A 26,373-nucleotide genomic window follows, 5' to 3' on the forward strand; every position below is an offset into this window, starting at 1 on the left:
GTGCACTTCACGCCCGGCGCCCGCACTGCCTGGCACTCCCACGGCAGGGGCCAGGCCCTGTACATCGTGGAGGGGATCGCCCTGATCCAGTCCCGGGGCGGCCCGATCCTCCGAGCCCACCCCGGCCAGGTCATCTGGACTCCGCCCGGTGAAGAGCACTGGCACGGCGCCGCCCCCGACCAGTTCATGACCCACATCGCCCTGTGGGAAGGCGATGAGGTCACCTGGCTCGACCACGTCACCGACACCGAATACACCAGCCCTCCCACCGACCACCTCACCTGAGATCCCCGGCCACCCGACCTTGGACGGCCTGGGGCCGCAGGTCCCCCGAGACCAGAACCGACCGAATCGAGCAAGGGAGTATCCGCCATGCGTGGAGATCGACGCCTCCTCGTCCTCTTTTATGGACAGGCGTAGGCTGCTCGACTATGGACCGAGCCGACTGGTACGACGTGAATGACCTGGCTCGTCTGGTGAACGAGCCGATCGGGGTGATCGCCACGCCCGACGGCGATGCCCCCTACCCGCTTGGCCGCCCTGCCTCGTTCCGGTGGCCGGCCAAGAACCGCCGCTGATCCGGGTGGGCCGGCGATGCGTGATGTGGGGAAGGACCGCCGGCCCTGGTGAGTAGAGGGGCTACTTGGTCTCCTCGTTCAGGCTGGGACCGTTGTCCTCGCCGTCGTTCTTGGAGCTCAGACCGGAATCGTCGCCCTTGCTCTCGCTGGTGCCACCGGAGCCGTCGGCCGTCGGCTCCGACGCCGAGGTGGCCTCGCACGGCGCGACCGCGCCCTTGACGACCTGCAGCGAGGTCGCGAACGGCGGCTTGTCGTCGCCGTCCTTGCTCCTGGACACGGCCAGCACGAGCGTCTCGCCCTCCGGGACCTGCCCGGTCACGATCTTGAAGGACATCCCGTTGCCCTCCGAGCCGATGCTCGTCGCGAACTTCCCGGTCATGCTGCTGCGCTGGCCGCGCGGCTCCTGGCAGGTCTGCCCCGCAGGCAGGTAGTCGACGACCGCCTTGACGCCGTTGGCGGCCAGCTCGGCCTCCAGCCCTTCGGGGTCGGTGAACGAGTTGATCCGCACGCTGACCGCGCCGTCCGCGCCCTTGGTGACCGCGTATGCCGGAGCGCCCGCGATACCGGTCATGAGCACCACCGCAGTGGCGGCCGCCGCGACCCCCGCCACCGCGGCGGACAGCCCTACGAAGCGCCGCCGCGAGCCGCGCTGAACCGGTGTAACAGTGGTCATCTTGTCCTCCGCCGTTCTCGTCGTGATTTCGTCCTTGAGTGCACTGAGAAGGCGCTCTTCGAAATTGCTCATGCCTGTCCTTCCACGTACACAGGTGCTGGCGAAGCGACGTTTTCAAGGGTCTTTCTGGCCCGGTGCAGTCTGACCCGCGCGGTCACCTGCCTGATGCCCAGGGCCGCGGCGGCTTCGGCGACGGAGAGCTGGTCGATCGCCACGAGCTCCAGCACGGCGCGCTCGCCCTCGGAAAGCCTGGCCATGGCCTCGAGGGCACAGCGCATGTGGCGCTCGGCGTCGATCCGTTCCTCCATCCTGACGAGATCGTCGTCGTCCATCAGCCGGCGACCCGCGACGCGGCCGTTGGCCCGCGCCTCCCTGGCCGCCTGGCGATGCTGGGCCGACACGACGTTGCGCGCGACGCCGTACAGCCATGCGATTTCGCTGCCCCGGCCGGGGACGTAGGTATGAGCCGAGTCCAAGACCGCCAGGAAGATGTCCGCCGTGAGGTCCGCGGCGAGATGAGGGTCCCTCACCCGCCGGGCCACGAATTTCAGTACGGCATCCACGTGGCGGCGATAAAAGGCCTCATAGGCCGCAGGGTCTTCGTTGAGGCGCATCGCCTGCAATCCCTTTCGTCGTTCGCCTTACACCCGTACTTGGACCGAGCGACGAAAAGCGTTTCCGCTCAGGATCGGGAGGACTTGCGAGGTGATGGGCAGCGCCGTCAACCCCGGCTTCGCCGAAGCGCTGCTGATCCGCACCGCCGCAGCGAACGCCGCCGCGGGCGCCCTGTCCGCCGAACGCATCGCGATGCTGGACCGCCTCCACATCATCTGGGAGCCCGCCGAAGCGAAATGGCAAGAGGCCTACGAGCAGGCCAAGGCGCTACACGCCAGCACCGGCAGACTCGAGCCCGACAACGACTATCTCAAGGACTGGATCAGCCGGCAGCGCAGCCCGCGGAAGGCGGGCAAGCTCACTCCCGACCTGATCGACGCGCTGGACAAGATCGGTATGCAGTCCCGACGTGTCGAAAAGCGCAAGGGCACTCTGCGGATCCGCACCCGGCCGTCCTCGACGTACAGCAGCGCGCGGATGCCGTCCCATTTCATCTCCACCGCCCACCGATCCCCGTCGCCCGGCGGAGTGGTCCCGGCCTGGGCGATCATCGGCTGGTAGCCGGGAAGGCGCGCCATCCTCGCACCGTATCCATGCCCTCGAGCCGCCGCGTGGCCCTGGGCTGAGGAACATCCGAGCCGGATCCTGCGCTTAGCCGTGGTCGTGCAGGTCATCGCTATGCGGGTGGCGTCGAGCCTCGTCGACAGGTGCGCGGCCGCCTGGCCGCCGGCTGGCCGCTACGCTCGCCCAGTCCTTGCTGGCGACGTCGATCAGGCCGCCGAGACCGAGCCGCCGGCCGGATGGGAGAGAGGGGTCGGCGAGCTGGCCCGCCGCCTACCACGCTGGCCGTCTGTCCCGAGGTGCTCGCGTCCGCTCTTCGCGTTCACCGGCAGGAAAGCGGCGCGGCGGCTCGCGGGCACTGAGCGTCCATCCTGTGGACCGGGGTTCAAACGAGCGCCGACTCTCGCTCGCGAAATCCGGCGGATCTTCCGACGGAGGGAGGAATTCGCCCTGGGAGCAGGGTCCTGCTCTGCCAACACGCCGGCAGACCATTGTCACGTCGACCTCGCCGACGTCCGTACATGTGGATGGTCGAGCGGCCGACGCCGAGTAGGCGGGCGATGGAGGAGACGGTGTCCTCCGGCCGGGCGAGCAGGTCGCGGGCGTGCCGGACCTGCTCGGCGGTCATCGCCGGCGAGCGTCCCAGGCGCCGGCCGCGGGCCGTCGAGCGGCGGGCCCGCCTGGGATCGCGAGGCATGGTCACGCGACCAGGCGCAACCAGGCTTCCGCGAGTGCGGCGTGACCGGCCGGCGTCGGGTGCACGCCGTCCACAGCCCAGTACTCCGGTCCGGTCGTCGCGGCGAGCTCGGCGAACATGCCGTCGGCGGCGAGCAGGTGCGCGCCGTACTTGAGGGCGAGCTCGCGCACGACCTGGATCTTCGGGTCCAGGTCGGCGCGCCACTTCTTCCGGTCCTCTACGCCGAGGTGCGCGTCGCCGACCTCGACACGGCCGCGAATCGGCAGGAGGAACGGCTCGATGAGGATCAGGTCGGCGCCGGCCTCGGCGAGGGGCGCGAGTAGGCGGTCGTAACCTGCCGCGTAGTCCTCCGCGGGGATCACGTAGCCGTCCGGGGCGTACGTGTGCCAGCCGACGTCATTGACGCCTACGAGGATCGACACCACGTCGGGCGCGCGTCGAGCACGTCCGCCTGCCATCGGGGTTCGAGGTCCATCACCTTGTCGCCCGCGATGGCGGAGTTCAGCCAGGTCACGGCCCGGTCCGGGTGCCGGAGTCCCCACTCGCCCGCGATGCGGAGCGGGTAGCCGAAGCCGAGGCCATGTTCGCTCTCCAGCCGTTGGCAGTCGGTGCGCGTCGGCCAAGGCGAAGGCCTCGGCGCGGGGGAGCGGGCGCGCTTCGATGACCTGACAGCCGAACGGGCACGCCGGCCCCCGTGCTCTCATACCGATGTCGTCGGTGCAGTCATCGGCCCGCACAGGCAACGGCATGCTACAGCCGGGATCTGCGCGTACACCTCGGCCTCGCGCTGCGTCGGCAGCTACGGACCAGCGGCGGGAGGCGGGCTCGAGGCCGCTGCCGAGCGCCTGCTCATCCATGTGCCGTCTCCGGCTCCGGATCGGCGGGCAGGCCGCGGCCGGGGTGAGGCCGGGTCCCGGCGCGCCCGTGGCGATCGCCCCGACAGTGCGCCAGCTGTCGGCGTACTCCTGGAAGTGCAGAGCCGGTGAGCTGTCAAGCTGAGTACGTTGGGATCCTCGTCCCTGGAGGTTTCGATGCGTGCAGGCGTCGTGGTCACCGCACAGCCAGGCGTGGAGGACCTCGCCGTACAGGCCGAGGAGCTGGGCCTGCACAGTTTCTGGGTCAACGACACCCCGATGGTCCACGGCGACGCCTTCGTCGCCTTGAGCCTGTGTGCGAAGGCCACCAGCCGCATCAGGCTCGGCATCGGCGTGACCTCACCGGCGCTGCGCTCGGCGCCGGCCGCCGCGGGTGGACTCACCAGCCTCAACGCGCTGGCACCGGGCCGCATCATCTGCGGGGTCGGGACTGGAAACACCGCCCGGCGCACGCTGGGCATGCGGCCGACCACGGCGGCCACGGTGGAGACCTTCACCGCCGCATTGCAGGGCCTGTGCGCCGGACGCACCATCGAGTACCGCGAAGGTGACCGGGTTCGCGACGTCCGTTTCCTGCACGCAGGAGGGCAGGTGAACACGGCCGACCCGATCGAGTTCGTCGTGGCCGCGCTGGGGCCGAAGGCCGCCGCCGTCGCCGGCCGCCGCGGCACCGGCCTGATCTCCTTCGGCCTGCTGGACCCCACCGCCTGGCACGCGCTGCACGACGCCCGCCGTAACGCCGCCCGCGGGACACCCCGGGACCCCGATTCCCGCACGGACCCTCGGGCGGACTCCTATGTGGTCACCGCGCTGCACATGCTCGACGAGGACGAGGACCCCCACGGCGACGCGGCCCGGGACGCGACCGGCCACCTCGTCCTGTCGCTGCTGGCCTTCGCCGCCGACACCGCCGCCGACACACCCGCCTTCGCCGAGCAGCTCGGCCCCGCCGAACGCGAGACGGTGCGGCGACTGCTGGACCGGCGCGGCACCAGCGCCACCGCACCCGACCGGCACACCAAGCTCTACCCCAACTACCTCGGACGCATCGCACCGCAGGACCGCGACCTGATCCTGCCCTCGCTGATGAACACCCTGGCCTTGGTCGGCACCCGCGACGACCTCCGCGCCCGCATCGCCACCCTGCAACAAGCCGGCATCGACGAACTTCTCATCCAGCCGGTGATCGACCCACCCACTGAGATGGCCCAGCTAGCGAAACTCCTTACCTGAGCGGACCCGAATCCGTTCCGCTGAATGAGACAGAACGGTAGTGGGGTCTCGATGATCAGCTCTGCTCGTCTATTCGTACATGGCTCTGCACGCGAAGCCGCGCCGCCAGCGTCACGATGACCCTCGAACCGAAAACCGGACAAGCCATCGAGCACCTGGAGAAAGCCGTCGACGCGGCCCTGTGCCGCTGAACCACACCTCCTGACCGGCAAGGGCGTGCACTCCCGCTTTGGGGGCGAGCGAGCCCCGAAGACCTGTAGATCAGCTACCTGGCAGGTCCGGAGCGTCGGGGCACAGATTGAGGTTGGTCCCTACGTCATCGGGTGAGCTCCTCCGCGGATTCGGCTGTGTGAGCCGGCCTGTTCTTCATGGTCAGGGCCAGGAGGATTGCGCTGGCGGTGAACGCAGCTGCGACGGTAAAGGCCGTGGTGACTCCCTCGGTGAGGACCTGGTGGGCCGGTCCGCGTGAAGCGCGTGTGGCGGCGCCGAACACCGTGACGAGGATGGCCAGCCCCAGCGCACCGCCGATCTGCTGCATGACATTGAGCAGGCCCGAGGCGGCGCCGGCATCCTCGGCTCGGATCCCGGAGGACAACACGGTGGTGGCTCCTACCAGCAAGATGCCCATGCCGAGACCGGCGATCATCATGGGGCCGAGCAGCGCCGTGGCGTAGCCGGCCTGGGGCGTCAGCTGCGTCATCCACAGGAGGGCCAGGCTGATCGCCGCGGCGCCGACGGCAATCAGCGTCTTGGCGCCCAGGCGCGGCAGCAGCCGGGCCGCCATGCCGGAAGACGCCAGGATCGCGAGGGCCAGCGGCACGAAGGCGAATCCCGCCTGCAGAGGGCTGTACCCGCGGACCTGCTGCAGGAACTGGGTGAGAAAGAAGAACATGCCGTTGCCCGCGGCCAGGACAAACAGCAGCACAACGTAGCCGCCGGCGCGGTTGCGGTCAGCGAACAGCCGCAGCGGGACGATCGGCTGCCGGGCACGGGACTCGACGGCCACGAACAGGACCAGCAGGACGGCGGCCACGCCGAGTGCGCCGAGCGTGACCACGTCGCCAAAGCCCTGCTCAGCGGCGCGGATGAAGCCGTAGACGAGCGCGGTCATGCCAAGCGTCGAGGTCAGCGAACCCGCCAGATCGAAGCGGCCCGGGTGGCGATCGGTCTCGGTGATGAACAGCGGGGCCAGGATCAGCAGGACCATGCCGATCGGCACGTTGATGAACAGCACCCACCGCCAGGAGATCCAGTCGGTGAGCATGCCACCGGCGATGAGGCCGATCGCGGCGCCGGAACCGGAGACTGCCGCGTAGGCCCCCAGCGCCCGCGCCCTGCGTGCAGGCTCCGGGAAGCCTACGGTGATGAGGGCGAGCACGGTCGGTGCGGCGATGGCGGCGCCGATCCCCTGACCGGCACGGGCCGCCAGCAGCATTCCAGCCGATGTGGCCAGCCCTCCGGCCAGTGAAGCGACGGTGAAGATGACCACCCCGCCGATGAGAGCCCGTCGTTGGCCGACGATGTCGCCCGCGCGACCGCCGAGCAGCAGCAGACCGCCGAAGGCCAGCATGTAGGCATTGAGCACCCAGGACAGGCCGGCGGCAGAGAAGCCGAGGTCGTGCTGGATGTCGGGGAGGGCGATGTTCACCACGTTGGTGTCCAGGATGAACATCGTCTGACAGATCAGCACGATGGCGAGCACCAGGCCGGGGTGGCGCTGCGGGCGGGAGGCGCCGGCGGGCCCGGATCCCGCTGTCGCCACGTGCGTTCTCTGTTCGGTCATGGCACTCCTCAGGATGGTACGCAACGAAACGAGGAAGTTCCTCGCTTTCGGTGAGCTAACATATGAGGAGGTTCCTCGTTTTAGCAAACGTGTGGAGGGTCCCGTGGCGGATCGATCAACGCAGACCCGGCCCGTAGGGCGCAAAGATGCGCGACGCAATTACGAGCGGCTCTTGACGACCGCCCGGACGGCTTTCGCCGAACACGGCGTTGGCGCCTCCTTGAACGACATCGCGCGCACCGCCGGCGTCGGCAACGTGACCCTCTACCGGCACTTCCCGACCCGCCAGGCACTGCTGGAGGCATTGCTGGGCGAAAGCCTGCGCAGCCTGAAAGCCCGCTCAGATGAGCTGCTCGCCTCCCCGTCCCCGCACCAGGCCTTGGCCACCTGGCTGACGGCCGCGGTCGAGCACGCCATGACCTATCGCGGCCTGGTCGACGCCCTCGTCGAGAGCCTCGCCGACCCCACATCCGAACTCCACGCCACCTGCCAAGCCGTCAAGGCCGCTGGGGCGCAACTACTGGCCAGAGCCCAGCACACAGAGACGATCCGACCCGATATCGACGCCTCCGCCCTTTTCTCCCTGATCGCTTCAGTCGCCTGGGCGGCGGAGCGGACCCCCGCACACCGTGATCAGCTTCTAACCGTCATGCTCGACGGGCTCCACCTCCGGGTAGACGAGCCGGCCCAAAGCTGCCGGGCCAGTGGGGTGTGAACGGCGCGGGGAGCGAGCGGCGCTTATGCCCTGTTGCTGTCATCGCTTTTTCGCCTGTCACTGTGTGGTTCCGGGACATCCTTGACAGGTTGGTTCCTAGGGAGCTTTGACGGTTCGCGCACATGCTTGACGCTTCGTCCATCATGATCTTCGCGTGGCGACTGAGGCAGACGGGACGGATTCGACGCCGGCGGATGGCTGCCCCTGCGGCCAGCACAGCTTCGCCAGCTGGGGCTGACACCCAAAGAGCCCGACGTCAAGTCATAGCGTCGCGGCGACGCGCTTCGGACATCGCCGCATGTGACTTAGCGCTCCAGCTGACGGGAATCGCCCGCTGAAGCGCAAAGCCATGAATTGATCGTTACGAGGCATCGTTAGCCTGTAAATTCCGGCGATAGATGGCCGAGATTCTCTGGCGCTACGTGGCCAGACATGATCCCTTGACCGGCAAAGGCACGGCCCCGCCGTGTGGCGGGGCCGGAGGACCACGGCCGGGCCGGTTGGCCTTTGGGGTCTACAACCCACAGGTCCAGCTCGGTGTGGTCGGCCTGCCAGATCTGGTTCGGCTTGGACGCCTCCCTGCGATGCACCAGCTCATACACCTCCCGGTAGCGTTTGGTGCCCTCCACCCCGAGCGCGACGAGCGCCGGGTCGAGGTTGCGGACGATCTCGTGCACGGTGGAGTAGCCGGGGATCGGCCACCCCTGCACGGTGGCGACGCTGGCGGCCTGCCGGTGGATCACCGCGATACTTCTGCGGGGCGGCCGCAGCGCCAGGCCCTCGATGAGTAGCCGCAACGGTTCGGGCATCTTCGTCCGGCCGCGGTCCGAGCGCGGACGGCGCACCAGAGCGGCCAGGCCGCCGGTTTGGTAGGCCGCGCGCCAGCGGCGCAGCGACCGCTCGGGTACTCCGCAGGAGGAGGCGAGCTGGGAAAGGGGGACACCCTCTTCGAGATGGGGCCGCAGCAGCCGCCAGCGCTCGATCGCCGTCCAGCGTTGGGCGTCGCTGAAGCCCGTCAGCGGGGCGGGATCACCATCTGATGCGGCTGCTTCCATCACCCGTCCCCCTTCAGACCGGCCATGACACCACTGCGCTGGCCTCGTTCACTGGCCCCGCACCGAGTGTTCCCGCTCCGCTGGCGAAAGTCGCCGGCGGTAACGGAGTTATGCGCGGCCGCAGCCGTTTGGCGGGCTGGTTGGCGGAGGCGGTGGGCAGCGGGCTGGTGAGGTAGTTCTGGACGGCGGGGGCGACGAGGGCGATGAGGGTGTCGAGGTCGCACTCGGTCGGCGATGGCGCCTTGAACAGGTAGCGACCCAGGACGATGTCGATGAGGTGGTTGAGTGCCAGGACCAGGCGCAGGTCGAGGTCATCGACAGGGCAGGTGGGTGGGTGCGGGCCTGCTCCAGCAGGGAGGTGGTGAGGAAGGGTCCATGTCAGGCAAGTAGACCCCAGCATGCCGCGCTCTCGTGTGGACGGGCCGCCCGTTGTGCGGTTCGGCCCGTGCGTCGCTTCGGTGGGTGGTGGATGCGGTTTGTGTGGCGCGTCAGTGGGTGGTGGCGGCTTCGACGCGCTCCTGTGTGAGGCTCTCCGTCGATGACTGGGCCCTGGTGCGGCTGAGCTCGGGCAGGAGAGACGCGATCCCGAGTGCGGCCAGCCCAACGCCCAGCCAGAGGGGGGCTCGCAGGTCGAAGCCGTCGATGACCAGCCCGCCGATCGAGGAGCCGATGATCACCCCGAGGGTTATGAAGGAGGCGTGGACGGTATTGACCAGCGGCCCCGGGTTGCCGACGCGCTGGATGCGTACAGCCATCGCCGGGTTCATGGTCACTCCGACCAGCCCGACGCCCAGCATGGCAATGACTGCGGGGACGCTGAGGTGAGCGAACAGCGCGAAACCGGCCAGGAAGATAGCGTTGAGGATCAGCCCGGACAGCAGGACGCTGATGGTGTGCTTGTCGGCCAGGCGTCCGACGATGTAGTTCCCGATCACGGTGGCTGCGCCGTACGCGACGAGCAGGAGGGGTACAGACCTCGAGGCGAACCCGGTGACCTGGGTGAGGATCGGGCTGAGATAGCTGAAGGCGGCAAAGGTCGCGCCGATGATGAGGGTGCTGGTCGACAGCGCCAACCACAGCCTGCCGTTCCTGAAGACCGCCATCTCCTGCCGGAAGTTGCCGTTGGCACCGTCAGTACGCCCGAGCCTGGGAACGCCCATCATCGTGGCAAGTGCGGCGGTGACGGTCAGGGCACCGACGGCCCAGAAGGCGGCGCGCCAGCCGAGCTGCCCGCCGATCAGTGTGGACAGTGGCAGCCCGAGCAGGGTGCCGAGCATCAATCCGTTCAGGACGATGGCAAGAGCCCGGCCACGTACCTCTGGGCGGCTCAGCTGGACCGCCACCGAGATGGCGACTCCGAAGAACGCCTGGGAGGCGACGCCGGTGATGACGCGCGCGACCATCATGATCGGGTACGAGGGCGCAACCGCCGCGAGCACATTGCCCGCCAGGAAGATCGCGAAAAGCAGCATGAGTGCGGGTTTCGGGCGTATCCGTACCAGCGCGACGGACATCAGCGGCCCGCCCGCCGACATGGCCACCGCGAAGGCGGTGATCAGATAGCCGATTTGGGAGATGGTCACGCCGAGTCCGCCTGCCATCTCGGGCATCAAGCCTCCGACGGCGAACTCGCTGGTCACCATGGCGAAGATGCCTATGGCCAGGACGTAGACGGCTCTGGGCAACGGGACTCCTTTTTGCATCAATCGGTGTAGAATTCGGGCACGAAAAAGCAGAGGTCAAGCCAGGGCGTCCATGGCCGTGGCGGCGATGGCCGCGATGGTGGCGTCGTCGGCGCCACCCTGAGCGGCCACCCGGATCCCGGCGATCACGGCGTTGACGAACCTGGCGAGTTCGGCGGGATCGCGGGTGGAGTCGATGTCGCCCTCGCGCTGCCCGCCCCTGATGGCCGCACTCAGGCTGGCGACTCGGCGCTCAGTGTCGCGGGCGAGCATCAGGGCGATCTCCGGGTCGCGGCCGGCGAGCTCCATCGTGGTGTTGACGGTCAGGCAGCCGAGGCCGTGGCCGTCGCTCCGGTTCTCCGCCTCCGTCTGGAGGATCTTGGCGAACAACGCGCGGATCCGTTCGATCGCCGGCAGTTCGTGATTGTCAAGGATGCGTAGCTGGTCAGCGGTGGTGATGTCCATGTAGCGGGTCAACGCGCGTTTGAACAGCTCGCGCTTGTTGGTGAAGGCGTTGTACACGCTGCTGCGGTCGAGACCGAGCACCTCGCACAGGTCCCTGGTCGAGGTCGACTCATAGCCCTTCGCCCAGAACGTGCGCATCGCAGTGTCCAGGACCCGGTCCTCATCGAATGATCTCGGCCTCGCCATATGAGCACGCTACCTGTTTTGCATCAGTCGGTGCAATACGAGATCGTTCATCGAGCGGGGAGGTGGCCGGAGTACGCCAGGAGCACGCCAAGGCCGGAAGCATGTACCAGATAATGATCCATTATCACGTACATGAGCGATCAGAGCCGTCCGCCGACCAGGCTTTCCACTCGCGCGGCCGCTGCGCGACTCTGGCACGTTATCCGGTACGTCGCGCCGGACGTCGCCCGGCGGGCGGCATGAGCGCCGCCTCGAAGGTCACCGCCCTGCACGGTGGAGGCGTCAGCCTCGCCGCGGCCGCCGACGCCTTCCTGACCACCTCGCGCACCGCCAACCCTGTGGGGCCGATGCGCGCCGGCGACCTGGAACCGCAACCGCGCCGCCGTCACCGCCTGGCTGTTCTGGTGCCAGAGCAAGAAGCACTGGGCCGCGCCGTCGGTCCCGGCCGAGGCCGAACGCCACAAGGAGAGCGCCGACGAGACCCGCGCAGTGGCCAAGACCACGATCCACCGGCTGCTGTCACGCCGCGACATCCCGCTGCGTGAGCGGGCGCTGTGGCGAATGCTCTACGAAACGGCCCCGGTCTCCTATCTCTGACCCACGGTGCAAAGTGGCCACCGGCCCTCCTTCCCGCCCCGTTGCTTCGTGCCCGGCCTGTTCGTTAGGCCGAACGAGTAGTCGACGGAGGGGCGGGGCCGTTCATGCGCAGGGGGTGGTCGCCCGAGGATGTGGTGGCGTGTTGGACGCCGGTGGGCAGCGACTGGAACCTGGTCGCGAACAAGTCCGGCCCGACGCGGCTCGGGTTCGTGCTGATGCTGAAGTTCTTCGAGCTGGAGGGCCGGTTCCCCGAGTTCCTGGAGGAGTTCCCGCAGGCCGCGGTCGACTACGTGGCCGACGTGGTCAAGGTGCCGGCGGAGGAGTTGGCGAAGTACGACGTGTCGTCCCGCTCGGCGAAGGGCCACCGTACGCAGATCCGCGAGGCCCTGGGGTTCCGCCCGGCGACCCGGGCCGATGAGGAGCGGCTGACCGGCTGGCTCGCCGATGAGGTCTGCCGGGTGGAGCTGGTGGAGGACCGGTTGCGCGAGGCCCTGCTCGTGCAGTGCCGCAGTGACCGCATCGAGCCCCCGGGCCGTATCGAGCGGATCGTGGCCGCCGCGCGGGCACGTGCGGACCGGGTCTTCTGCATGCAGACCGTCGCGCGCCTGGGGGAGGTATGCGCCCGGCGCCTGCTGGAGCTGGTGGCGGAGGGCAACGAGGACGGGACCGCGCTACTGGCCTCGCTGAAGCGGGACCCCGGTGCGGTGGGTCTGGACTCGCTGCTGACGGAGATCACCAAGCTGACCGCCGTACGGCGATTTGGGTTGCCGGAGGGCCTGTTCGCGGACTGTTCGGAGAAGCTGGTGGCCGCGTGGCGGGCACGGGCGATCAAGATGTACCCCTCGGACTTGCGGGATGCCGGCGAGGACGTACGGATCACGCTGCTGGCCGCGCTGTGCGCGTCCCGTCAGGCGGAGATCACCGATGCCCTGGTGGAACTGCTTGTTGCCCTCGTCAACAAGATCAACGCTCGTGCCGAGCGGCGGGTGGAACGGCAGCTGACGGCGGAGCTGAAGAAGGTGAGGGGTAAGGAGGGCATCCTCTTCCGCCTCGCGGATGCAGCGGTGGGACGGCCGGAGGGGACCGTACGCGCGGTGCTGTACCCGGTGGTGGGTGAGAAGACGCTGCGCGACCTGGTCGCGGAGGCGAAGGCGAACGAGAAGGCGTTCAAGGCCAAGGTCCGCACCACACTGCGCTCGTCGTACAGTTCGTATTACCGGCAGATGCTGCCGCCGCTGCTGAACACGCTGGGCTTCAAGTGCAACAACACCGCCTACCGGCCGGTGATGGACGCGCTCGCGCTGCTGGCGAAGTACGCCGACGTCGACGGCAAGGCCCGTTTCTACGACGCCGGCGACGCGGTGCCGATGGACGGCGTCGTACGCAAGGACTGGCGCGAGGCGGTTGTCGACGACAAGGGCCGTATCGAGCGCATCCCGTACGAGCTGTGCGTGTTGGTGGCGCTGCGGGACGCGATCCGGCGCCGGGAGATCTACGTCGAGGGCGGGAGGCGGTGGGGCGATCCGGAGGACGACCTGCCCGGTGACTTCGAGTCGGCCCGCACCGTGCACTACGCCGCGATCCGCCAGCCCGAGGACCCCAAGAAGTTCGTCACGGGCCTGAAGCGCCGGATGACGGACGGCCTAAATCGGCTGTCGGCGGCGCTCGCGGACGGCTCGGCGGGCGGAGTGAAGGTCACTACCCGCAAGGGCGAGTCGTGGATCACCGTGCCGAAGCTGGAGCCGCTGGACGAGCCCACCGGCCTCCAGGCCCTCAAGGACGAGGTCGTACGACGGTGGGGCGTGCTCGACCTGCTGGACGTGCTGAAGAACGCCGACTTCCTCACCGGCTTCACCGACGAGTTCTCTTCGGTCGCCGCGTACGAGCGCATTGACCGCGCCACCCTCCAGCGGCGCCTGCTCTAGCTCTGTTCGCCCTGGGCACGAACATGGGAATCCGGGCAATCGTGGCGACCGGCGAGCACGGCGAGACCGAGGCCGCCCTGCGGCACGTCCGCCGGCACTTCATCACCGTCGACAACCTCCGCTCGGCCGTCACCCGGCTGGTGAACGGCACCTTCGCCGCCAGGGATGCCGCCTGGTGGGGACAAGGCACCTCGTGCGCGTCGGACTCGAAGAAGTTCGGGTCCTGGTCCTCGAACTTCATGACCGAGTACCACGCCCGCTACGGCGGCAACGGCGTGATGATCTACTGGCACGTCGAGAAGAAGAATGGTCTGCATCTACTCCCAGCTGAAGTCCTGTCCGTCGTCCGAGGTCGCGGCGATGATCGAGGGCCTGCTGCGACACTGCACGGACGCCGAGATCGAGTCCAACTACGTCGACACCCACGGCGCGAGCGTCGTCGGATTCGCCTTCACCGAGCTGCTCAACTTCCGCCTGCTGCCGCGGCTGAAGAACATCGGCAGCATCTGCCTGTACCGTCCGGACGACGCCCCGCCCGGCTGGCCGGCGCTCGGCGGCTCGCTGACCCGGCCGATCCGCTGGGACCTGATCGAGCAGCAGTACGACCAGATGGTCAAGTACGCCACCGCCCTTCGGCTGGGGACGGCTGAGGCCGAGCAGGTGCTGCGGCGCTTCACCCGCGGCGGCCCCAAACACCCCACCTACCAGGCCCTCGAAGAGCTAGGCCGCGCCGTGCGCACGATCTTCGCGTGCGACTACCTCGCCAGCCCCGACCTGCGCCGCGAGATCCACGGCGGCCTCCAGGTCGTGGAGAACTGGAACAGCGCGAACACTGTGCTGCACTACGGCAAGGACGGCGCCCTGACCGGCCCGGACAAGGAGCACGCCGAGACGTCGATGCTCGCGCTGCACCTGCTCCAGTCCGCGCTCGTGCACGTCAACACGCTGCTGCTCCAGCAGGTCCTGGCGGAGCCGAAGTGGGCCAAGAAGCTCACCGCCGAGGACCGGCGCGGCCTGACCGCGCTGTTCTGGTCCAACGTCAACCCGTACGGCACCTTTCGCCTCGACATGGACAAGCGGCTCGACCTGTTGCCCTTGGCCATGCCCGGACCCCGCCGAGCGGCCGACACCCCGACACGGTCGCTGCGCTCAACACCGTGAGGCGGCCTCGGCACGCCTATCGACCGCCTGCGCGCACTGCACCGAAAAAGCATCCCGGCCCCATCGGCATCCCGGTCGTCACCGGCAACCCGCCCGCCGTCAACTCCTGGCCGCACTCTGCTTGCGCCCGGCGGAGCATCGAACGGCCGCGCGGACTTCTAGGTCGGCCGCGACTTGGCGAATGGACTCAGGAGGTGCCGACGAGCACGGCGGTCGCGGCCAGGGTGGTGTAGTTCATCGTGAAGCGTCCGCCCAGGGAGTCGATGGCGTTCCCGACCGCGTCCAGTATTTCGGCCAGTTGATCGGGACGGAGTTGGGTGAGGCCGCCGGTGGTGGGTAGCAGGTCCAGCCATTGGTCGCGCGTGTAGGACTGCTCCCAGTCGAATCGCCACTGTTCGGGATCGTTGAACTGTTCGGTCTCCCGGATCTTGTCGGCGAACTTCGCGTATCCCGCCTGGTAGAGGTCGAGCGGGCGTCGGGCCGGTTGACTGCTGAGCGGGGAGTCGGGCGCCACCCGCCGGAAGGCAGCGGCGAACGGTTCGGCCACCTCGGCAGGCGGCTCGTACACGTGCCCGAAGATCGCCAGCCGTCCCCCTGGACGCAGCACACGTGCGACCTTCACGGTGCCGGCGACCGGGTCCACCCAGTGCCACGACTGGGCCGCGATAACCGTGTCGAACGTCCGGCCGGCTGGCTGCCAGGCTTCGAAGGCCGCCACCTCGACCTCCAGGCCACGGGCTCGCGCGAAGTCGGCCATCCGCGCATCGGGCTCGACGCCGAGCACGGCGCACCCGACGGCTTGGAACTGTCGGGCTGCGATGCCGGTGCCGCAGCCGATGTCGAGCACGTCAGGCCCGGGGCTGCCTGCGACGATCCGCGCCACTAGCGCATCGGGGTAGCCAGGCCGGGCTTGGTCGTAGCGCTGAGCATCCATGCCGAACGACTCGGCCGTCCGCCGGGCCTTATACGGCTCCGCTGGGGATGGTTCTGGTTGTTCTCGCGGTAAGGTGGGCATGCGCCCACCTTAGTGGGCGCATGCCCACTAAGGCAACGGATGCCATCGGGCTGACCGCACGAGAGGATCTGCGAGTGCCAACTGGGGTACACCTCCGCGACGCGCGGCAGCAACTGTTCGACGCTGCCGAACGTGTGCTTCTGCGGGACGGGCCGAACGGGCTGACCAGCCGGGCCGTCACCGACGAGGCAGGCTGCGCCAAAGGCGTCTTGCATCGGCACTTCACCGACTTCGACGCCTTCCTCACCGACCTCGTGCTCGACCGGGCCGCGCAGCTTGAGACGCAGGCGAGGGCGCTGCGCGAGTCCGCTGGAACTGGCACGGTGGCCGACAACCTCACCAGCGCACTGACCACCCTGTTCGGACCGATTCCGGTGGCAATCATCCCGCTCATCACCTTCCGGGACGAGCTGCGCACACGGCTGCGGCAAGCCAGACCAGGAGGGGGCATCGCGATCCTCGCCCAGGCCACGACCGCGATCTCCGCTTATCTCGCCGACGAGCGTGAACTGGGCCGCATCGCGGCCGACGCCGATATCGACTCACTCACCCTCTCCCTGGTCGGCGGTGGGCATCTCCTGTTCGCAGACCGCGACCCCGGCCCACCTACCACGTCAGTCGTCAACAAGCTCGTGACAGCGGTCATCGCCGACGCCGTGCAACGACGACCGGCCTAGAGAACCCTCAGTGTCGGCAAACGATCGTCTGCCGACACTTCCGTCTGTGATCGTGGGCCCCGAGTAGGAGCGGTACGGCGAACCGGGCTTACAAGTCTTGCCCGATGGCGGAGTCTGAGGGCGTGGCGTTCGTCCGGGCGGATGTTGAGCGGTTCTGCGCGGAGCTGGTGGGGGTGGCGCCGGCGATCAGGCTGGCCAGGCTGGCGGAGCTGCGGGTGATGCTGGAAGGCGTGGTGGCGGCGGCCTCGGCGCAGGCGATGGCCGATGCGCGGGATGAGGGGTGGGGACTGCGGCGGATCGGCCGGCAGGTGGGGATGTCACACGAGCAGGTACGGCGCATGCTGGCCGAGCTGTCGCCCGCTCCGGGGCCCTCCTGAACCTCGCTGGGATGGCGAGATCGGGGAACGGCGAACATTACATTTCATGATCAATATCTCGGCGAGCTCTGGCCGGACATCTCGAAGATCATTTAGGTGCCACACTTTCAGCTGATAGCGGGCCGGTGACCCGGCCTGGCCCACGAGCAGCGGGAGTGCGTGATGCCGGTCAACTTCCTCACCGAGGACCAGCGTGGCCGGTGGGGCAGGTTCAACGAGGTCCCCGACTTCACCCAGCTGGGCGGGTTCTTCCACCTGGAAGCCGCTGACCGGCGGCGGGCGATGGCCGCCAACGGGGCCCGCAACCAGCTCGGCTATGCCGTCCAGCTCGGGACGGCTCGGTTCTTGAACTGCTTCCTGACCGATCCCGAGGACGTGCCCGCCGTGGTGGTCGACTACGTCGCCGAGCAACTCGGCTTGGACGCCTCCGCGCTGAAGGGGTACGGGGAGAAGGAGGCGCGCTGGGATCACCAGAAGCAGATCCGTGAGGCCTACGGCTTTGAGGTGTTCGAGGAGCACGCGTTTGCGCTGGCGTGCTGGATCTACCGGCGGGCCTGGTCGAATAACGAACGCCCGATCGTGCTGCTGGACCTTCTCACCCACCGCCTGGTCGAGGCGAAGATTCTGCTACCCGGCATCAGCACGGTGGAACGACTGGTGTCGGAGATCCGTGAGCGGGTCGCGCTGCGCCAGTACAAGATCTTGGCCTCGCTGCCCAGCCCGAACCAGAAGGACGCGCTGGAAGAGCTGGTCACGGTGGCCGAGGGACGGCGGATCTCGGGCCTGGACCGGCTGCGCAAGAGCCCGACCGACGTGTCCGGCGCCGGGGTGGGCAAGGCGCTGGAGCGGCATGTGGAGTTACGCGGCCTGGGCGCCTCAGCGTGGGATCTATCGGCGGTCCCGGCCGGGAAGGTCGCCACGCTGGCCCGTTTCGCCAAGGCCGCCAGGGCCAAGGCGGTCGCCGACCTGGCTGGGGATCGCAAGCTGGCCACCCTGGTCGCCTTCGCCGCGGTGATGGAGCCGGTCTCAGCTGACGAGGCGATCGAGGTGTTCGACTTGGCGATGGGTGATCTGGTGCGGACGTCGGCGTTCAAGGCGGGCAAGGAGCGGCTGCGCACGCTCAAGGACCTGGACAGCGCCGCGATCGTGTTGCGCGAGGTGTGGCTGGCGATCCGGGATGTGGCCGCCGACCCGGACGGTGATGTGCGGGCCGCGCTGGACGGCATGGACCTGCTGGCCATCCACGCCGCGGCCGAGGTCATCGGCGAGCTCGCCCAAGAGCCCGATGAGGACTTCCACGACCAGCTGCTGCAGCGCTACGCCACCATCCGCCGGTTCTTGACCAAGCTGCTGAAGGTCATCGACTTCCACGCCGGCGCGGCCGAAGCCGGTCGCTCCGGCGGCGGGCAGGGCGCGCGCCGCGGCTTTGAGCTGCTGGAGGCGATCGACTTCCTCAAAGGCCTGGAACGGCGCCGCAGCCCCGTGCGCCCGGATGAGGTGCCGTCGGCGCACCTGAGTTCGGCCTGGCACCGGCGGGTCTTCCCCAGCGAGGGGAGAAGGCTGGCGAGGTCAACACGCTGGCCTACACGGTGGCCACTGTCGAGCGGCTACGCGAGTGCCTGCGCCGCCACGAGGTGTTCGTGCCCGGCCTGCCCAAATGGGGCGACCCCACCGCCGGGCTGCTGGCCGGAGCGGCCTGGGACAAAGCCCGCGCCATGGTCTGCCGCGACCTGGGCCTGTCGGCCGAGCCGGGCGCCGACACGCAGCGGTGGGCGCGCACCCTGGACTTCGCCTACAAGCAGCTGGCCGCGGGCCTGTCGGGCGAGGAATCGGTGCGCAACGAGTGGCTGCGCATCGAAAAATCCCCCGAAGGCAAGGATCACCTCGTCCTGACCGGGCTGGAAGCGCTGGACGAACCCGCCTCACTGACCGCGCTACGCGCCGACGTCGAGGCCCGCATGCCCGTCGTCGACCTGCCCGAAGTGCTGCTGGAAGTGCACTCGTGGACCGGCTGCCTGGACGCCTTCACTCACGTGTCCGGCGAGGCGCCCTCCCGGCGAGAGGACATGGTCAAGTCGATCGCGGCCGTCTTGGTCGCCCAGGCCATGAATGTCGGGATGCGGCCCATGGCCAGCGACCACGAACCGGCGCTCGCTCTGGACCGGCTGTTTTGGGCCGAGCAGAACTACATCCGCGCCGCCACGCTGACCGCCGCCAACGCCACCCTGGTCGACTACCACGCCACCCAGGAGATCGTGCAGACCTGGGGCGGCGGCGAACTGGCCTCGGCCGACGGGCTGCGCTTCGTCGTCCCGGTCAAGACCATCAACGCTGGGCCGAACACGAAGTACTTCGGCAAGGGCAAAGGCGCGCGCGGCGTCACCTACTACAACTTCACCTCCGATCAGTTCACCGGCTTCCATGGCATCGTCATCCCCGGCACCCCCAAGGACTGGTACTACATCCTGGAAGGCCTGCTGGAACAGGAGACTTCGCTGCGGCCCACCGAGATCGTCTCCGACACCGCCGGCGCCTCGGAGCTGGCCTTCGGCGTCTTCCGGCTGCTGGGCTGGCAGTTCTCCCCGCGCCTGGCTGACGTCGGCAGCTCAACCCTGTACCGGGCTGACCCTGCTGCTTTCTACGGCCGCCTCAACACCATGATCAAAACCCGGGTGAACATCGGCCTCATCAACGACCACTGGGACGACCTGCTGCGCGTGGCCGGCTCCCTGCAGACCGGTGCGGTCCGCCCGGCCGAGCTGTTTCGCTACCTGACCGGCGGCGGCACCCCCACCCCGATCGGCCGCGCTCTGATGGAGCTGGGCAAGCTGGATCGCTCGGTCTACCTGGCCTCCTACTTCAACGACGAACTGCTGCGCCGGCGGGTCAACACCCAGCTGAACCGGCAAGAAGCCCGCCACACCCTGGCCCGCAAGATCTTCCACGGGCAGAAAGGCGAGCTACGCCAGAGGTACAAGGAAGGGCAGGAAGATCAACTAGGGGCGTTGGGCCTGCTAACCAACGTCTGCATTCTGTGGAACACCGTCTATACGGCCCGCGCGCTGGAACAGATCCGCGCCGAGGGCAAGAAGATAGCCACCGCCGATATCGCCCGCCTGTCCCCGCTCGGCTTCGAGTGGCTCAACTTCCTGGGCCGCTACAACTTCTCCCTGCCCGAGGCTGTGCGCGAGGGCAACTTCCGGCCGCTGCGCACCCCCGGTCAGCGGTAATCGGGGGTGAACCTGCACCGGAACCGTTTGTACCGTACGCGCTTTCCCTCGGGTCGGAACAGTCTCGGCGGGAGACCTCTGCCCGCATCACCTCCGAGCACGACGACACGGCTGCTGACACCAGGCGAGATACCTGCACCAAGCGGTGTGTTTCTGGCGTACTCCGGCCGTACCCCTTCCATGCCGTCAGGGGCGGCGGCTATGGCGAGCCCCAAGAGGCTGGGGCCCGGTCGGGTTCCGGGGCGGGTTCGGGCGCACGGTCCTGCGGGTTCGTGGTAGGTCGAGGGCGGACCGGCCACCAGACGGCCCGACCGAGCAGTGCGGCGAGTGCGGGGACCAGCACTAGCGACACCACAAGCGCGGAAACCATGATGCCCAGCGTCATCGCGAAGGCGATCTGTTCGTTGCCCGAGGACGTGGCGAGGCTGGCGAAGGAAGCGGCTAGCACCACGCCGGCCGTCGTGATGGCCGGTGTCGTGTGCCGTACGGCGCGGGCCACGGCGGCGCGGGCCGGACCTGGTCGCTGCATCTCCTCCCGGATCCGGTCGGTGATCAGGATGTTGTAGTCGGTGCCCAGGGCGACGACGAACAGGAACAACACGAGCGGGAGGGTGAAGCTGACGCCCGGCTTGCCGAGTATGTGCTGGAACAGCAGGGTGGCGGTGCCGAGGGTGGCGGCGAAGCCGAGCCCGACGGAGAGCATCAGGATCACCGGCGCGAGCAGGCTGCGCAGGAGCAGCAGGAGGATCAGCGCGATCAGCGCGGCCGCGACCGGGAACACGATCGTGAGGTCGTGCTCGACGGCCGTCGAGATGTCGGCGATGATCGCCGGGGTCCCGCCCACGTGTGCCGTCGTCCCGGCGGGCGTGTGCTGGGCGACCGTGGCCCTGATCGGTCCGGAGGCCAGGTCGCGGGCCTGCTGGCTCTGCGGGTCCGCGGTCGGATAGAGGTCGATCCTGGCGGCGCGGTGGTCCTTGTTCAGGACGGTCTTCGCGACTCCGCCCACACCCTTGACCTGGGTGAGCGCACGGGATAGACCGTCCAGCCGGTCGGCGGTGAGGGCGCCGTCGTCCTTGGAGGTAACAAAGACGCTCGTCGGGTCCGACACGCCGGCCGGCAGCGCATGGGAGATCTCGGCCGCGGTGGCTGCGGCGGGGGTCTGGGTGCCGGGGCTGCCCTGGCCGTAGTCCATGCGGATGCCGATCAGCCCGGCGGCCAGTGCGGCGAGCAGGGCGACAGAGGCGGTCAGCATCATCAGCGGGCGTCGCGTGACCAGCTCACCCAAGCGGGCGGCACGGCCCTCGCGCGTCTCGCGGTGCAAGGCCGTGCTGGAGGGCCAGAACATCTTGCGGCCGGTGGCCGCGAGCAGCGCCGGCAGCAGGGTGAGGCTGCCGAGCAGCATCACCAGGATCGCGACGGCGATCGCGGGGCCCATCGAGCGGAACTGCCCGAAGGTCGCCAGTCCCAGCGTGGCGAAGGCGGCCACGATGGTCAGCGCCGCCGAGGTGATCGCGGTGCCCACCCGGCCGGAGACCTGCCCGGCCACCTCGCGGGCTGACTGCTCGGGCCTGGCCCGCAGTGCCTCGCGGAAGCGGAACAGCAGGAACAACAGGTAGTCGATGCCAATGCCGAACAAGACCACGTTGATCAGCCCGGGGGTGCTCGCGTCGAGCTTGAGCCCGCTGATCATCGCGGCGCCCGCGACGGCACCCGCGGCCACGAAGCCGATCAGGGCGACCGCGAGCAACGGCAGCAGGGCCGCCAGCACGCTGCGAAACACCAGCACGTTGAGCAGGATGATGAGCCCCATGATGAGCCCGCCCCCGACCGTCGTGGCGATCTTGCGGGAATCGACGGTGTCGACGGCGTCGGCGAGAGGCCCGGCGAAACCGGTACGCATCCCCGCCTCTGAGAACTGCGTCCGGGCGGCGTCCCTGAAGGTCCGGTAGACGCCCTGGACGCCCCTATCCGCACGATTGCCGATCAGTTCGACGGAGAGCAGCTCGAAACTCCGGTCGGGCGCCGTCATCGCCGGGGCGATCGTGGGGGTCTGGGAGCGGTCGGGGACCAGGTACTGCTGCGGACCGTCGTCCTCCCTTGGCATGATCACCCGGCGCTTGGCCAGCTTCGCCGCCTCGGCCTCGACCCGCTCCTGGTCAGCGGCGTTGAGGGCCTTACCGTCGGAGCGGGCGACCAGCACCGTCACCGTGGTCGCGTCGGGATTCACCCCGAACCGCTCCTTGGCGATGTTCAGGGCGGCGGCCGAGTCGTAGCTGCGAGGCAGGAAGTCCCCGGTCTGGTTCTGGGTGACCCGGTCGAACAGGGTCGGGGTCAGGGCGCTCAACGCGACGCCCAGCACCGCCCAGAGGGCGATGACCTTCCATGGGTGTCTGGTGGAATATCCGGTCAAGGCGCGGATCACGACGTGCTCCTGCGGACGGAGGCGGCGCAGAGTGCGTTGTCGATCAGGCGGGCCGTAGCCTGGCCCTGCTCTCGCGTGCCGGGGTAGGTGGTCCGGGAGACGATCACGCTGGTACGGCCGTCCTGGGTGACGGCGTTGTCGGTGATGAACCCGGGGGTGCCGCCGGGGTGCGTCCAGGCCGTGACTCCGCAGCTCAGTCGCTGCTTGGCCATACCCAGCCCGAACTCCCTGCCGGGCACGCCGACGGGGACCGTGGTCATCATCTTCTTCAGCTGTTGCTGCGACAGCACCTGCCCGCCCAGCAGTGCACGCCAGAACCTGGCCAGGTCTTCTGTGGTGGTGACGGCCTCGCCCGCCGCGCCGGCCCAGCCGAGGCTGAGCAGGGTGGAGCGGAACGGGCGCGCGGTTTTGGCGTCCTCGGTGTAGGACTGCACGTGCGGCTTGGGCAGGAGCGGGGAGTCGCCGGGCAGGGTCGTGTTCCGCAGCTTCAGCGGCTTGATGATCCGGCGCGTCACCTCCTCGCGCCAGGAGTTGCCGACGGCCTTCTCGATGATCATCCCGGCCAAGGTGTAGTTGATGTTGGAATAGCTCCAGCGGGAGCCGGGGGCGAACAGCGGTCGATGGCCGACGCTGAGCGCCACCAGCCGCCGCGGGCTCATGCGCAGGAACCGGTAAGTGCGGTAACCCCGCTCCGTGTGCATCTTCTTCTCAATGTCGCCTACGGAGTCGTGCAGGCCGCTGGTGTGCTGGAGCAGGTGCTTGACGGTGATCGCGCGCCCGTCGTTGCCGTTGCCGCGCACCAGCCCGGGAAGCCACCGCTCGACGCTGTCGTTGACGGAGAGCCGCCCTTCCGCCTCGAGCTGCAGGATCACGGCGGCGACAAAGGTCTTGGTGTTGCTGCCCATCCGGAAATGCCCGCCGCTCGGGACCGGCACCTGACGGCCCAGCACCGCCGTACCACTGGATGCGGCCAGATCGGCGCGGGGCGAGAGCACCCGAGCCTGCACTCCCAGCGTGCCGGCGTCGCGGATCGCGTCCAGGTCCGCTTGCAGGGCCGCCCGGTCGTAACCGGGGGAAGAAGCGTGCGCCGGGCTCACCGCCAGCACACCGGCCGACACGGCCACGGCCGCTGTCGCCACGACCGCATGGAATCGGCGCTGGCCAACACTCATTTTTGCCTCCTGGCAGATTCACCTGGTGCCGGGGTTCCCGGCCGGTATCCAGACCATCAGTCAGAAGAGCAGCGAACCTCCTGGCAGCGGATGATCCTGACCGGGGCCCTGAGTCCTCCCCCGCGGCCGCGACCAGGACCCTGGTCCTAGTCCGGGTCCGCGCGGTGAGAGCATTCCGACTGCTGTGCAACCCTGGTTCGGGGGCCAAGAGGCCTGGTACAGGGGGAAGTCAGACATGTCCAGGAGCCGATACGTCGGGTCCGGCGATGCCCGGGAGCTGCCGTGGAGCCGTAACGACGCGCTCGTGATCGGCGGCGCCTGCGTGATGAACCTGCTCAGCTACGTGTTCTTCAACGCCTCCGACGGCCGGCACACCGTGAGCGTGACCGGGTTCCTCTTCGTCGCGCTGACAGCCCTGCCGCTGCTGGCCCGGCGTCGCTACCCGGTGGCGACGCTCGCCGCCGTCCTGGCACTCGACGCGACTGCCACCCTGACCGTGCCGCTGCCCTGGCACTTCGGCGCCGTGCTGGTGGTCGCCCTGTACTCGGTCGCCAGGGCCTGCCCCGGCCGCGTGACGGCGCTCGCGGCCGTCGTCACGGTAGCGGTGACGCTGCTGAGCCAGAGCAACGGCCGCATTCCGCCCTGGCAGGACGCGATCACCCCGCCCCTCACCACCCTGATCGTCGTCGGCGCCGCCATGGCGATGAACCGCTGGCAGCGGGAAGTGGACGCCAACCGCAGACTCCTCGCCGACCGTGCGGTGGCCGACGAACGCCGCCGCATCGCACGGGAGTTGCACGACATCGTGGCCCACCACATCACCACCATGCAGCTGATGGCCGGCGGAGCGCGGGCCAACCTCGCAGAACCGGAGGTGGTCAAGGACGCCCTGGTCACCCTCGAGTCCTCCGGGCGGCTCGCGCTGCGCGAGATGCGCCAGCTCCTGGACGTCCTACGGGACGGCGACGAACCCCCGGCCGCGCCGTCCCAGCCCCAGCCGGACGCCGACGACCTCGACCGCCTGGCGACCGAATCCCGCCTCGCCGGAGTGCCGACCGAGTTCAGCGTCCACGGACAGTGGCGCCCGTTGCCGCCGACCATCGGCCTCACAGTGTTCAGGATCGCCCAGGAGGCCCTCACCAACACCCGCAAGCACGCGGGGACAGCCCGCGCGTCCATGAAGCTGACCTACCGTCAGGATCGAGTCACCATCGAAGTACGCGACGACGGCGGGGGCAGCCCGCCACAGGAGGGGGCGCGCGCCGGCGGATACGGCCTGATCGGCATGCGCGAACGCGTCGCCCTGCACGGCGGCACCCTCACCGCGGGCCCGCAGGCCGACGGGGGGTTCGCCGTGGTGGCCGACCTGCCGCTGACCACGGACGAGGCCGTCCAGCACGAAGGGGCGCACCCATGACCGCGCCGCCGATCAGAGTGCTGATCGTGGACGACCAGTTGCTGGTACGGCGCGGCCTGTCGCTGATCCTTTCCCCCGACCCGTCCTTCGAGGTCGTGGGAGAGGCCGAGAACGGCGCGCAGGCCGTCACCCTTGCCCGCCAACTACGCCCCGACGTCGTGGTGATGGACATCAGGATGCCCGTCCTCGACGGAGTCGGCGCGACCAGGGAACTCGCCTCCACCGTGCCCGGCAGCCGGGTCCTGGCCCTCAGCACCTTCGACATGGACGAGTACCTCGTGGGCGCCCTGCGCGCCGGAGCCTACGGGTTCCTGCCCAAGGACAGCTCACCTGAGGACCTGAGCGCGGCGATCCGCACCGTCCACGCCGGCGACGCCGCCGTCGCTCCACGCCTGCTCACCCGGCTGATCTCCACCTACGTACGGGCGCCTCACGGCACCCGGCCGACACCCACGGGCCTGGACGAACTCACACCCCGCGAGGTCGAGGTATGGCGGCTGATGGCCACGGGCCTCGACAACACCGAGATCTCCCGCGCCCTCGGCCTCAGCCTCTCTACCGTCAAGAACTACATCACCAGCATCTTCGACAAGCTCTCCGTGCGCGACCGCGCCCAGGCGGTCATCGCGGCCTACGAATCAGGCCTGGTCACCGCCCGCCAGGTAACCGGGAACCCGCCCACCGGATAGCGCGGCCTGCCGGTGCGGTTGCTTTCACACCACCGCGTCGCCACCGTCCACGACCAGATCACCGCCCGTCACCCAGACCGACTCCGCTGAGGCCAGGAAGACGGCGGCGCCCGCGAGGTCCTCCAGGGTCCCGCACTGGCAGGATTACCGTCGGATACCGCCCTGAGCTGGGGCTAGTGTCATCCACCTGAAATTCGTCGGCAATATTGAGCGGGGGATTCGAGGATCTCCTCGGCTGTCTTGGTCCACGCGAACGGCTTGGGGCCTCGTTCACTGGTCCATCCAGGCGCGGATGTCCACGCAGGCCCGTGCCGCCGGGCTCGACGTCGTGAAGATCGCGCAAGATCCGGGGCCGGAGCCAGAACACGGCGCAGCCGCAAGAACGGCCAGCCAAAAGCGAACGACGCCGCCCCGACCGTCACGCCCCTGCCGTGCACCGAGCTCCCGCCGAAGCACCGGGGGTCAGAGAGATTTGGAACGGAATCCGGCGTTAACGAGGTTCCTGCTGGTCAGCGAGTCGAGCCCTTCGCTGCCTCTGAACGCGGCCAGCGCCGGATTCGGTTCGGTTTCACA

The 26,373-nt window shown here is 68.8% G+C and carries 24 protein-coding genes and 2 pseudogenes; 14 read left to right on the plus strand and 12 right to left on the minus strand.

Annotation, left to right across the window (positions count from 1 at the left end):
* Both ACWEVS_RS12330 and ACWEVS_RS12335 read left to right on the plus strand, forming a co-directional pair.
* The coding region (locus tag ACWEVS_RS12330; RefSeq protein ID WP_452551350.1) for a cupin domain-containing protein at positions 1-285 on the plus strand (285 nt) is incomplete at its 5' end.
* A 146-nt stretch (positions 286-431) separates the two neighbouring features.
* Positions 432-578 (plus strand): hypothetical protein, encoded by a 147-nt coding sequence (locus ACWEVS_RS12335; protein WP_449923193.1) that lies wholly within the window; start codon positions 432-434, stop codon positions 576-578.
* A 61-nt stretch (positions 579-639) separates the two neighbouring features.
* On the opposite strand, the gene ACWEVS_RS12340 is transcribed toward ACWEVS_RS12335, so the two are convergent.
* Together ACWEVS_RS12340 and ACWEVS_RS12345 are read right to left on the minus strand one after the other, a co-directional pair.
* The gene (locus tag ACWEVS_RS12340) at positions 640-1,251 is read right to left on the minus strand and encodes a hypothetical protein (RefSeq protein WP_452551352.1); all 612 of its coding nucleotides are present in this window, start codon (positions 1,249-1,251) and stop codon (positions 640-642) included.
* A gap of 68 nt (positions 1,252-1,319) precedes the next feature.
* A complete protein-coding gene (locus tag ACWEVS_RS12345) occupies positions 1,320-1,865 on the minus strand; it encodes an RNA polymerase sigma factor (RefSeq protein WP_449923188.1) in 546 nt (181 codons plus the stop codon).
* A gap of 94 nt (positions 1,866-1,959) precedes the next feature.
* Between ACWEVS_RS12345 and ACWEVS_RS12350 the strand changes: the two genes are divergently transcribed.
* The gene (locus ACWEVS_RS12350; RefSeq protein ID WP_452551354.1) at positions 1,960-2,427 is read left to right on the plus strand and encodes a helicase associated domain-containing protein; all 468 of its coding nucleotides are present in this window, start codon (positions 1,960-1,962) and stop codon (positions 2,425-2,427) included.
* A gap of 699 nt (positions 2,428-3,126) precedes the next feature.
* Here the strand turns inward: ACWEVS_RS12350 and ACWEVS_RS12355 are convergent.
* Positions 3,127-3,981 (minus strand): GDSL-type esterase/lipase family protein, encoded by an 855-nt coding sequence (locus tag ACWEVS_RS12355; RefSeq protein WP_452551356.1) that lies wholly within the window; start codon positions 3,979-3,981, stop codon positions 3,127-3,129.
* A gap of 174 nt (positions 3,982-4,155) precedes the next feature.
* Here ACWEVS_RS12355 and ACWEVS_RS12360 point away from each other — a divergent pair, with 174 nt between their 5' ends.
* Positions 4,156-5,232, plus strand: coding sequence for an LLM class flavin-dependent oxidoreductase (locus ACWEVS_RS12360; RefSeq protein ID WP_452551358.1), 1,077 nt, complete (start codon positions 4,156-4,158; stop codon positions 5,230-5,232).
* 316 nt (positions 5,233-5,548) lie between these two features.
* On the opposite strand, the gene ACWEVS_RS12365 is transcribed toward ACWEVS_RS12360, so the two are convergent.
* Positions 5,549-7,015, minus strand: coding sequence for an MFS transporter (locus ACWEVS_RS12365; RefSeq protein WP_452551360.1), 1,467 nt, complete (start codon positions 7,013-7,015; stop codon positions 5,549-5,551).
* Between the two features lie 103 nt (positions 7,016-7,118).
* Between ACWEVS_RS12365 and ACWEVS_RS12370 the strand changes: the two genes are divergently transcribed.
* A complete protein-coding gene (locus ACWEVS_RS12370) occupies positions 7,119-7,730 on the plus strand; it encodes a TetR/AcrR family transcriptional regulator (RefSeq protein ID WP_452551361.1) in 612 nt (203 codons plus the stop codon).
* Between the two features lie 374 nt (positions 7,731-8,104).
* Here the strand turns inward: ACWEVS_RS12370 and ACWEVS_RS12375 are convergent, their stop codons facing one another.
* From ACWEVS_RS12375 to ACWEVS_RS12390, 4 genes are all read right to left on the minus strand, one after another.
* Positions 8,105-8,785 carry a helix-turn-helix domain-containing protein gene (locus tag ACWEVS_RS12375; RefSeq protein ID WP_452551363.1) on the minus strand — a complete coding sequence of 227 codons (681 nt, stop codon included), beginning with the start codon at positions 8,783-8,785 and terminating at the stop codon, positions 8,105-8,107.
* 13 nt (positions 8,786-8,798) lie between these two features.
* Positions 8,799-9,185: a TetR/AcrR family transcriptional regulator gene (locus ACWEVS_RS12380; RefSeq protein WP_452551365.1), complete on the minus strand. Its 387-nt coding sequence runs from the start codon at positions 9,183-9,185 to the stop codon at positions 8,799-8,801.
* 88 nt (positions 9,186-9,273) lie between these two features.
* Entirely contained in the window at positions 9,274-10,470 is a 1,197-nt protein-coding gene (locus ACWEVS_RS12385) for an MFS transporter (RefSeq protein ID WP_452551367.1), read from the minus strand.
* Between the two features lie 54 nt (positions 10,471-10,524).
* Positions 10,525-11,070 (minus strand): TetR/AcrR family transcriptional regulator, encoded by a 546-nt coding sequence (locus ACWEVS_RS12390; RefSeq protein WP_452551369.1) that lies wholly within the window; start codon positions 11,068-11,070, stop codon positions 10,525-10,527.
* 749 nt (positions 11,071-11,819) lie between these two features.
* Here ACWEVS_RS12390 and ACWEVS_RS12395 point away from each other — a divergent pair.
* From ACWEVS_RS12395 to ACWEVS_RS12405, 3 genes and pseudogenes are all read left to right on the plus strand, one after another.
* Positions 11,820-13,640 (plus strand): DUF4158 domain-containing protein, encoded by a 1,821-nt coding sequence (locus ACWEVS_RS12395; RefSeq protein WP_452551371.1) that lies wholly within the window; start codon positions 11,820-11,822, stop codon positions 13,638-13,640.
* Between the two features lie 23 nt (positions 13,641-13,663).
* Positions 13,664-13,879: pseudogene (locus ACWEVS_RS12400) on the plus strand (Tn3 family transposase); the annotation flags it as partial.
* Positions 13,880-13,946: 67 nt separating this feature from the next.
* On the plus strand, positions 13,947-14,801 hold the full coding sequence (locus ACWEVS_RS12405) for a Tn3 family transposase (RefSeq protein WP_452551372.1): 855 nt from the start codon (positions 13,947-13,949) through the stop codon (positions 14,799-14,801).
* A 187-nt stretch (positions 14,802-14,988) separates the two neighbouring features.
* On the opposite strand, the gene ACWEVS_RS12410 is transcribed toward ACWEVS_RS12405, so the two are convergent.
* A complete protein-coding gene (locus ACWEVS_RS12410) occupies positions 14,989-15,816 on the minus strand; it encodes a class I SAM-dependent methyltransferase (protein WP_452551374.1) in 828 nt (275 codons plus the stop codon).
* Between the two features lie 20 nt (positions 15,817-15,836).
* Here ACWEVS_RS12410 and ACWEVS_RS12415 point away from each other — a divergent pair, with 20 nt between their 5' ends.
* The 4 genes and pseudogenes from ACWEVS_RS12415 to ACWEVS_RS12430 all read left to right on the plus strand — a co-directional run bounded on the left by ACWEVS_RS12415 (position 15,837) and on the right by ACWEVS_RS12430 (position 20,100).
* Entirely contained in the window at positions 15,837-16,493 is a 657-nt protein-coding gene (locus ACWEVS_RS12415) for a TetR/AcrR family transcriptional regulator (protein ID WP_449923162.1), read from the plus strand.
* Between the two features lie 104 nt (positions 16,494-16,597).
* The gene (locus ACWEVS_RS12420) at positions 16,598-16,870 is read left to right on the plus strand and encodes a hypothetical protein (RefSeq protein ID WP_389946704.1); all 273 of its coding nucleotides are present in this window, start codon (positions 16,598-16,600) and stop codon (positions 16,868-16,870) included.
* 162 nt (positions 16,871-17,032) lie between these two features.
* Positions 17,033-17,524, plus strand: a pseudogene (locus ACWEVS_RS12425) (DUF4158 domain-containing protein); the annotation flags it as partial.
* 935 nt (positions 17,525-18,459) lie between these two features.
* Positions 18,460-20,100, plus strand: coding sequence for a Tn3 family transposase (locus ACWEVS_RS12430; protein WP_452551376.1), 1,641 nt, complete (start codon positions 18,460-18,462; stop codon positions 20,098-20,100).
* A gap of 199 nt (positions 20,101-20,299) precedes the next feature.
* Here the strand turns inward: ACWEVS_RS12430 and ACWEVS_RS12435 are convergent, their stop codons facing one another.
* Positions 20,300-22,522: an MMPL family transporter gene (locus tag ACWEVS_RS12435; protein ID WP_452551378.1), complete on the minus strand. Its 2,223-nt coding sequence runs from the start codon at positions 22,520-22,522 to the stop codon at positions 20,300-20,302.
* Positions 22,519-23,661, minus strand: a complete 1,143-nt coding sequence (locus tag ACWEVS_RS12440) for a serine hydrolase domain-containing protein (RefSeq protein WP_452551380.1) — start codon at positions 23,659-23,661, stop codon at positions 22,519-22,521. The genes ACWEVS_RS12435 and ACWEVS_RS12440 overlap by 4 nt, the downstream gene beginning before the upstream one ends.
* Before the next feature lie 268 nt (positions 23,662-23,929).
* On the opposite strand from ACWEVS_RS12440, the gene ACWEVS_RS12445 reads away from it, so the two are divergent.
* Both ACWEVS_RS12445 and ACWEVS_RS12450 read left to right on the plus strand, forming a co-directional pair.
* Positions 23,930-25,111: a sensor histidine kinase gene (locus tag ACWEVS_RS12445; protein WP_449923056.1), complete on the plus strand. Its 1,182-nt coding sequence runs from the start codon at positions 23,930-23,932 to the stop codon at positions 25,109-25,111.
* A complete protein-coding gene (locus ACWEVS_RS12450) occupies positions 25,108-25,800 on the plus strand; it encodes a response regulator (protein WP_306861057.1) in 693 nt (230 codons plus the stop codon). The genes ACWEVS_RS12445 and ACWEVS_RS12450 overlap by 4 nt, the downstream gene beginning before the upstream one ends.
* A gap of 24 nt (positions 25,801-25,824) precedes the next feature.
* Here ACWEVS_RS12450 and ACWEVS_RS12455 read toward each other — a convergent pair whose 3' ends face one another.
* Positions 25,825-25,926 carry a hypothetical protein gene (locus ACWEVS_RS12455; RefSeq protein WP_354908887.1) on the minus strand — a complete coding sequence of 34 codons (102 nt, stop codon included), beginning with the start codon at positions 25,924-25,926 and terminating at the stop codon, positions 25,825-25,827.
* Between the last annotated feature and the right edge of the window lie 447 nt (positions 25,927-26,373).

The sequence above is a fragment of the Nonomuraea sp. NPDC003754 genome (genome assembly GCF_053605785.1).

Coding starts and splice junctions, on each gene's coding strand:
- ACWEVS_RS12335 (WP_449923193.1), top strand. CDS start 432: ATGGACCGAGCCGACTGGTACGACGTGAATGACCTGGCTCGTCTGGTG.
- ACWEVS_RS12340 (WP_452551352.1), bottom strand. CDS start 1,251: ATGACCACTGTTACACCGGTTCAGCGCGGCTCGCGGCGGCGCTTCGTA.
- ACWEVS_RS12345 (WP_449923188.1), bottom strand. CDS start 1,865: ATGCGCCTCAACGAAGACCCTGCGGCCTATGAGGCCTTTTATCGCCGC.
- ACWEVS_RS12350 (WP_452551354.1), top strand. CDS start 1,960: ATGGGCAGCGCCGTCAACCCCGGCTTCGCCGAAGCGCTGCTGATCCGC.
- ACWEVS_RS12355 (WP_452551356.1), bottom strand. CDS start 3,981: ATGGATGAGCAGGCGCTCGGCAGCGGCCTCGAGCCCGCCTCCCGCCGC.
- ACWEVS_RS12360 (WP_452551358.1), top strand. CDS start 4,156: ATGCGTGCAGGCGTCGTGGTCACCGCACAGCCAGGCGTGGAGGACCTC.
- ACWEVS_RS12365 (WP_452551360.1), bottom strand. CDS start 7,015: ATGACCGAACAGAGAACGCACGTGGCGACAGCGGGATCCGGGCCCGCC.
- ACWEVS_RS12375 (WP_452551363.1), bottom strand. CDS start 8,785: ATGGAAGCAGCCGCATCAGATGGTGATCCCGCCCCGCTGACGGGCTTC.
- ACWEVS_RS12380 (WP_452551365.1), bottom strand. CDS start 9,185: ATGCTGGGGTCTACTTGCCTGACATGGACCCTTCCTCACCACCTCCCT.
- ACWEVS_RS12390 (WP_452551369.1), bottom strand. CDS start 11,070: ATGCGCACGTTCTGGGCGAAGGGCTATGAGTCGACCTCGACCAGGGAC.
- ACWEVS_RS12395 (WP_452551371.1), top strand. CDS start 11,820: ATGCGCAGGGGGTGGTCGCCCGAGGATGTGGTGGCGTGTTGGACGCCG.
- ACWEVS_RS12405 (WP_452551372.1), top strand. CDS start 13,947: ATGGTCTGCATCTACTCCCAGCTGAAGTCCTGTCCGTCGTCCGAGGTC.
- ACWEVS_RS12410 (WP_452551374.1), bottom strand. CDS start 15,816: ATGCCCACCTTACCGCGAGAACAACCAGAACCATCCCCAGCGGAGCCG.
- ACWEVS_RS12415 (WP_449923162.1), top strand. CDS start 15,837: ATGCCCACTAAGGCAACGGATGCCATCGGGCTGACCGCACGAGAGGAT.
- ACWEVS_RS12420 (WP_389946704.1), top strand. CDS start 16,598: ATGGCGGAGTCTGAGGGCGTGGCGTTCGTCCGGGCGGATGTTGAGCGG.
- ACWEVS_RS12445 (WP_449923056.1), top strand. CDS start 23,930: ATGTCCAGGAGCCGATACGTCGGGTCCGGCGATGCCCGGGAGCTGCCG.
- ACWEVS_RS12450 (WP_306861057.1), top strand. CDS start 25,108: ATGACCGCGCCGCCGATCAGAGTGCTGATCGTGGACGACCAGTTGCTG.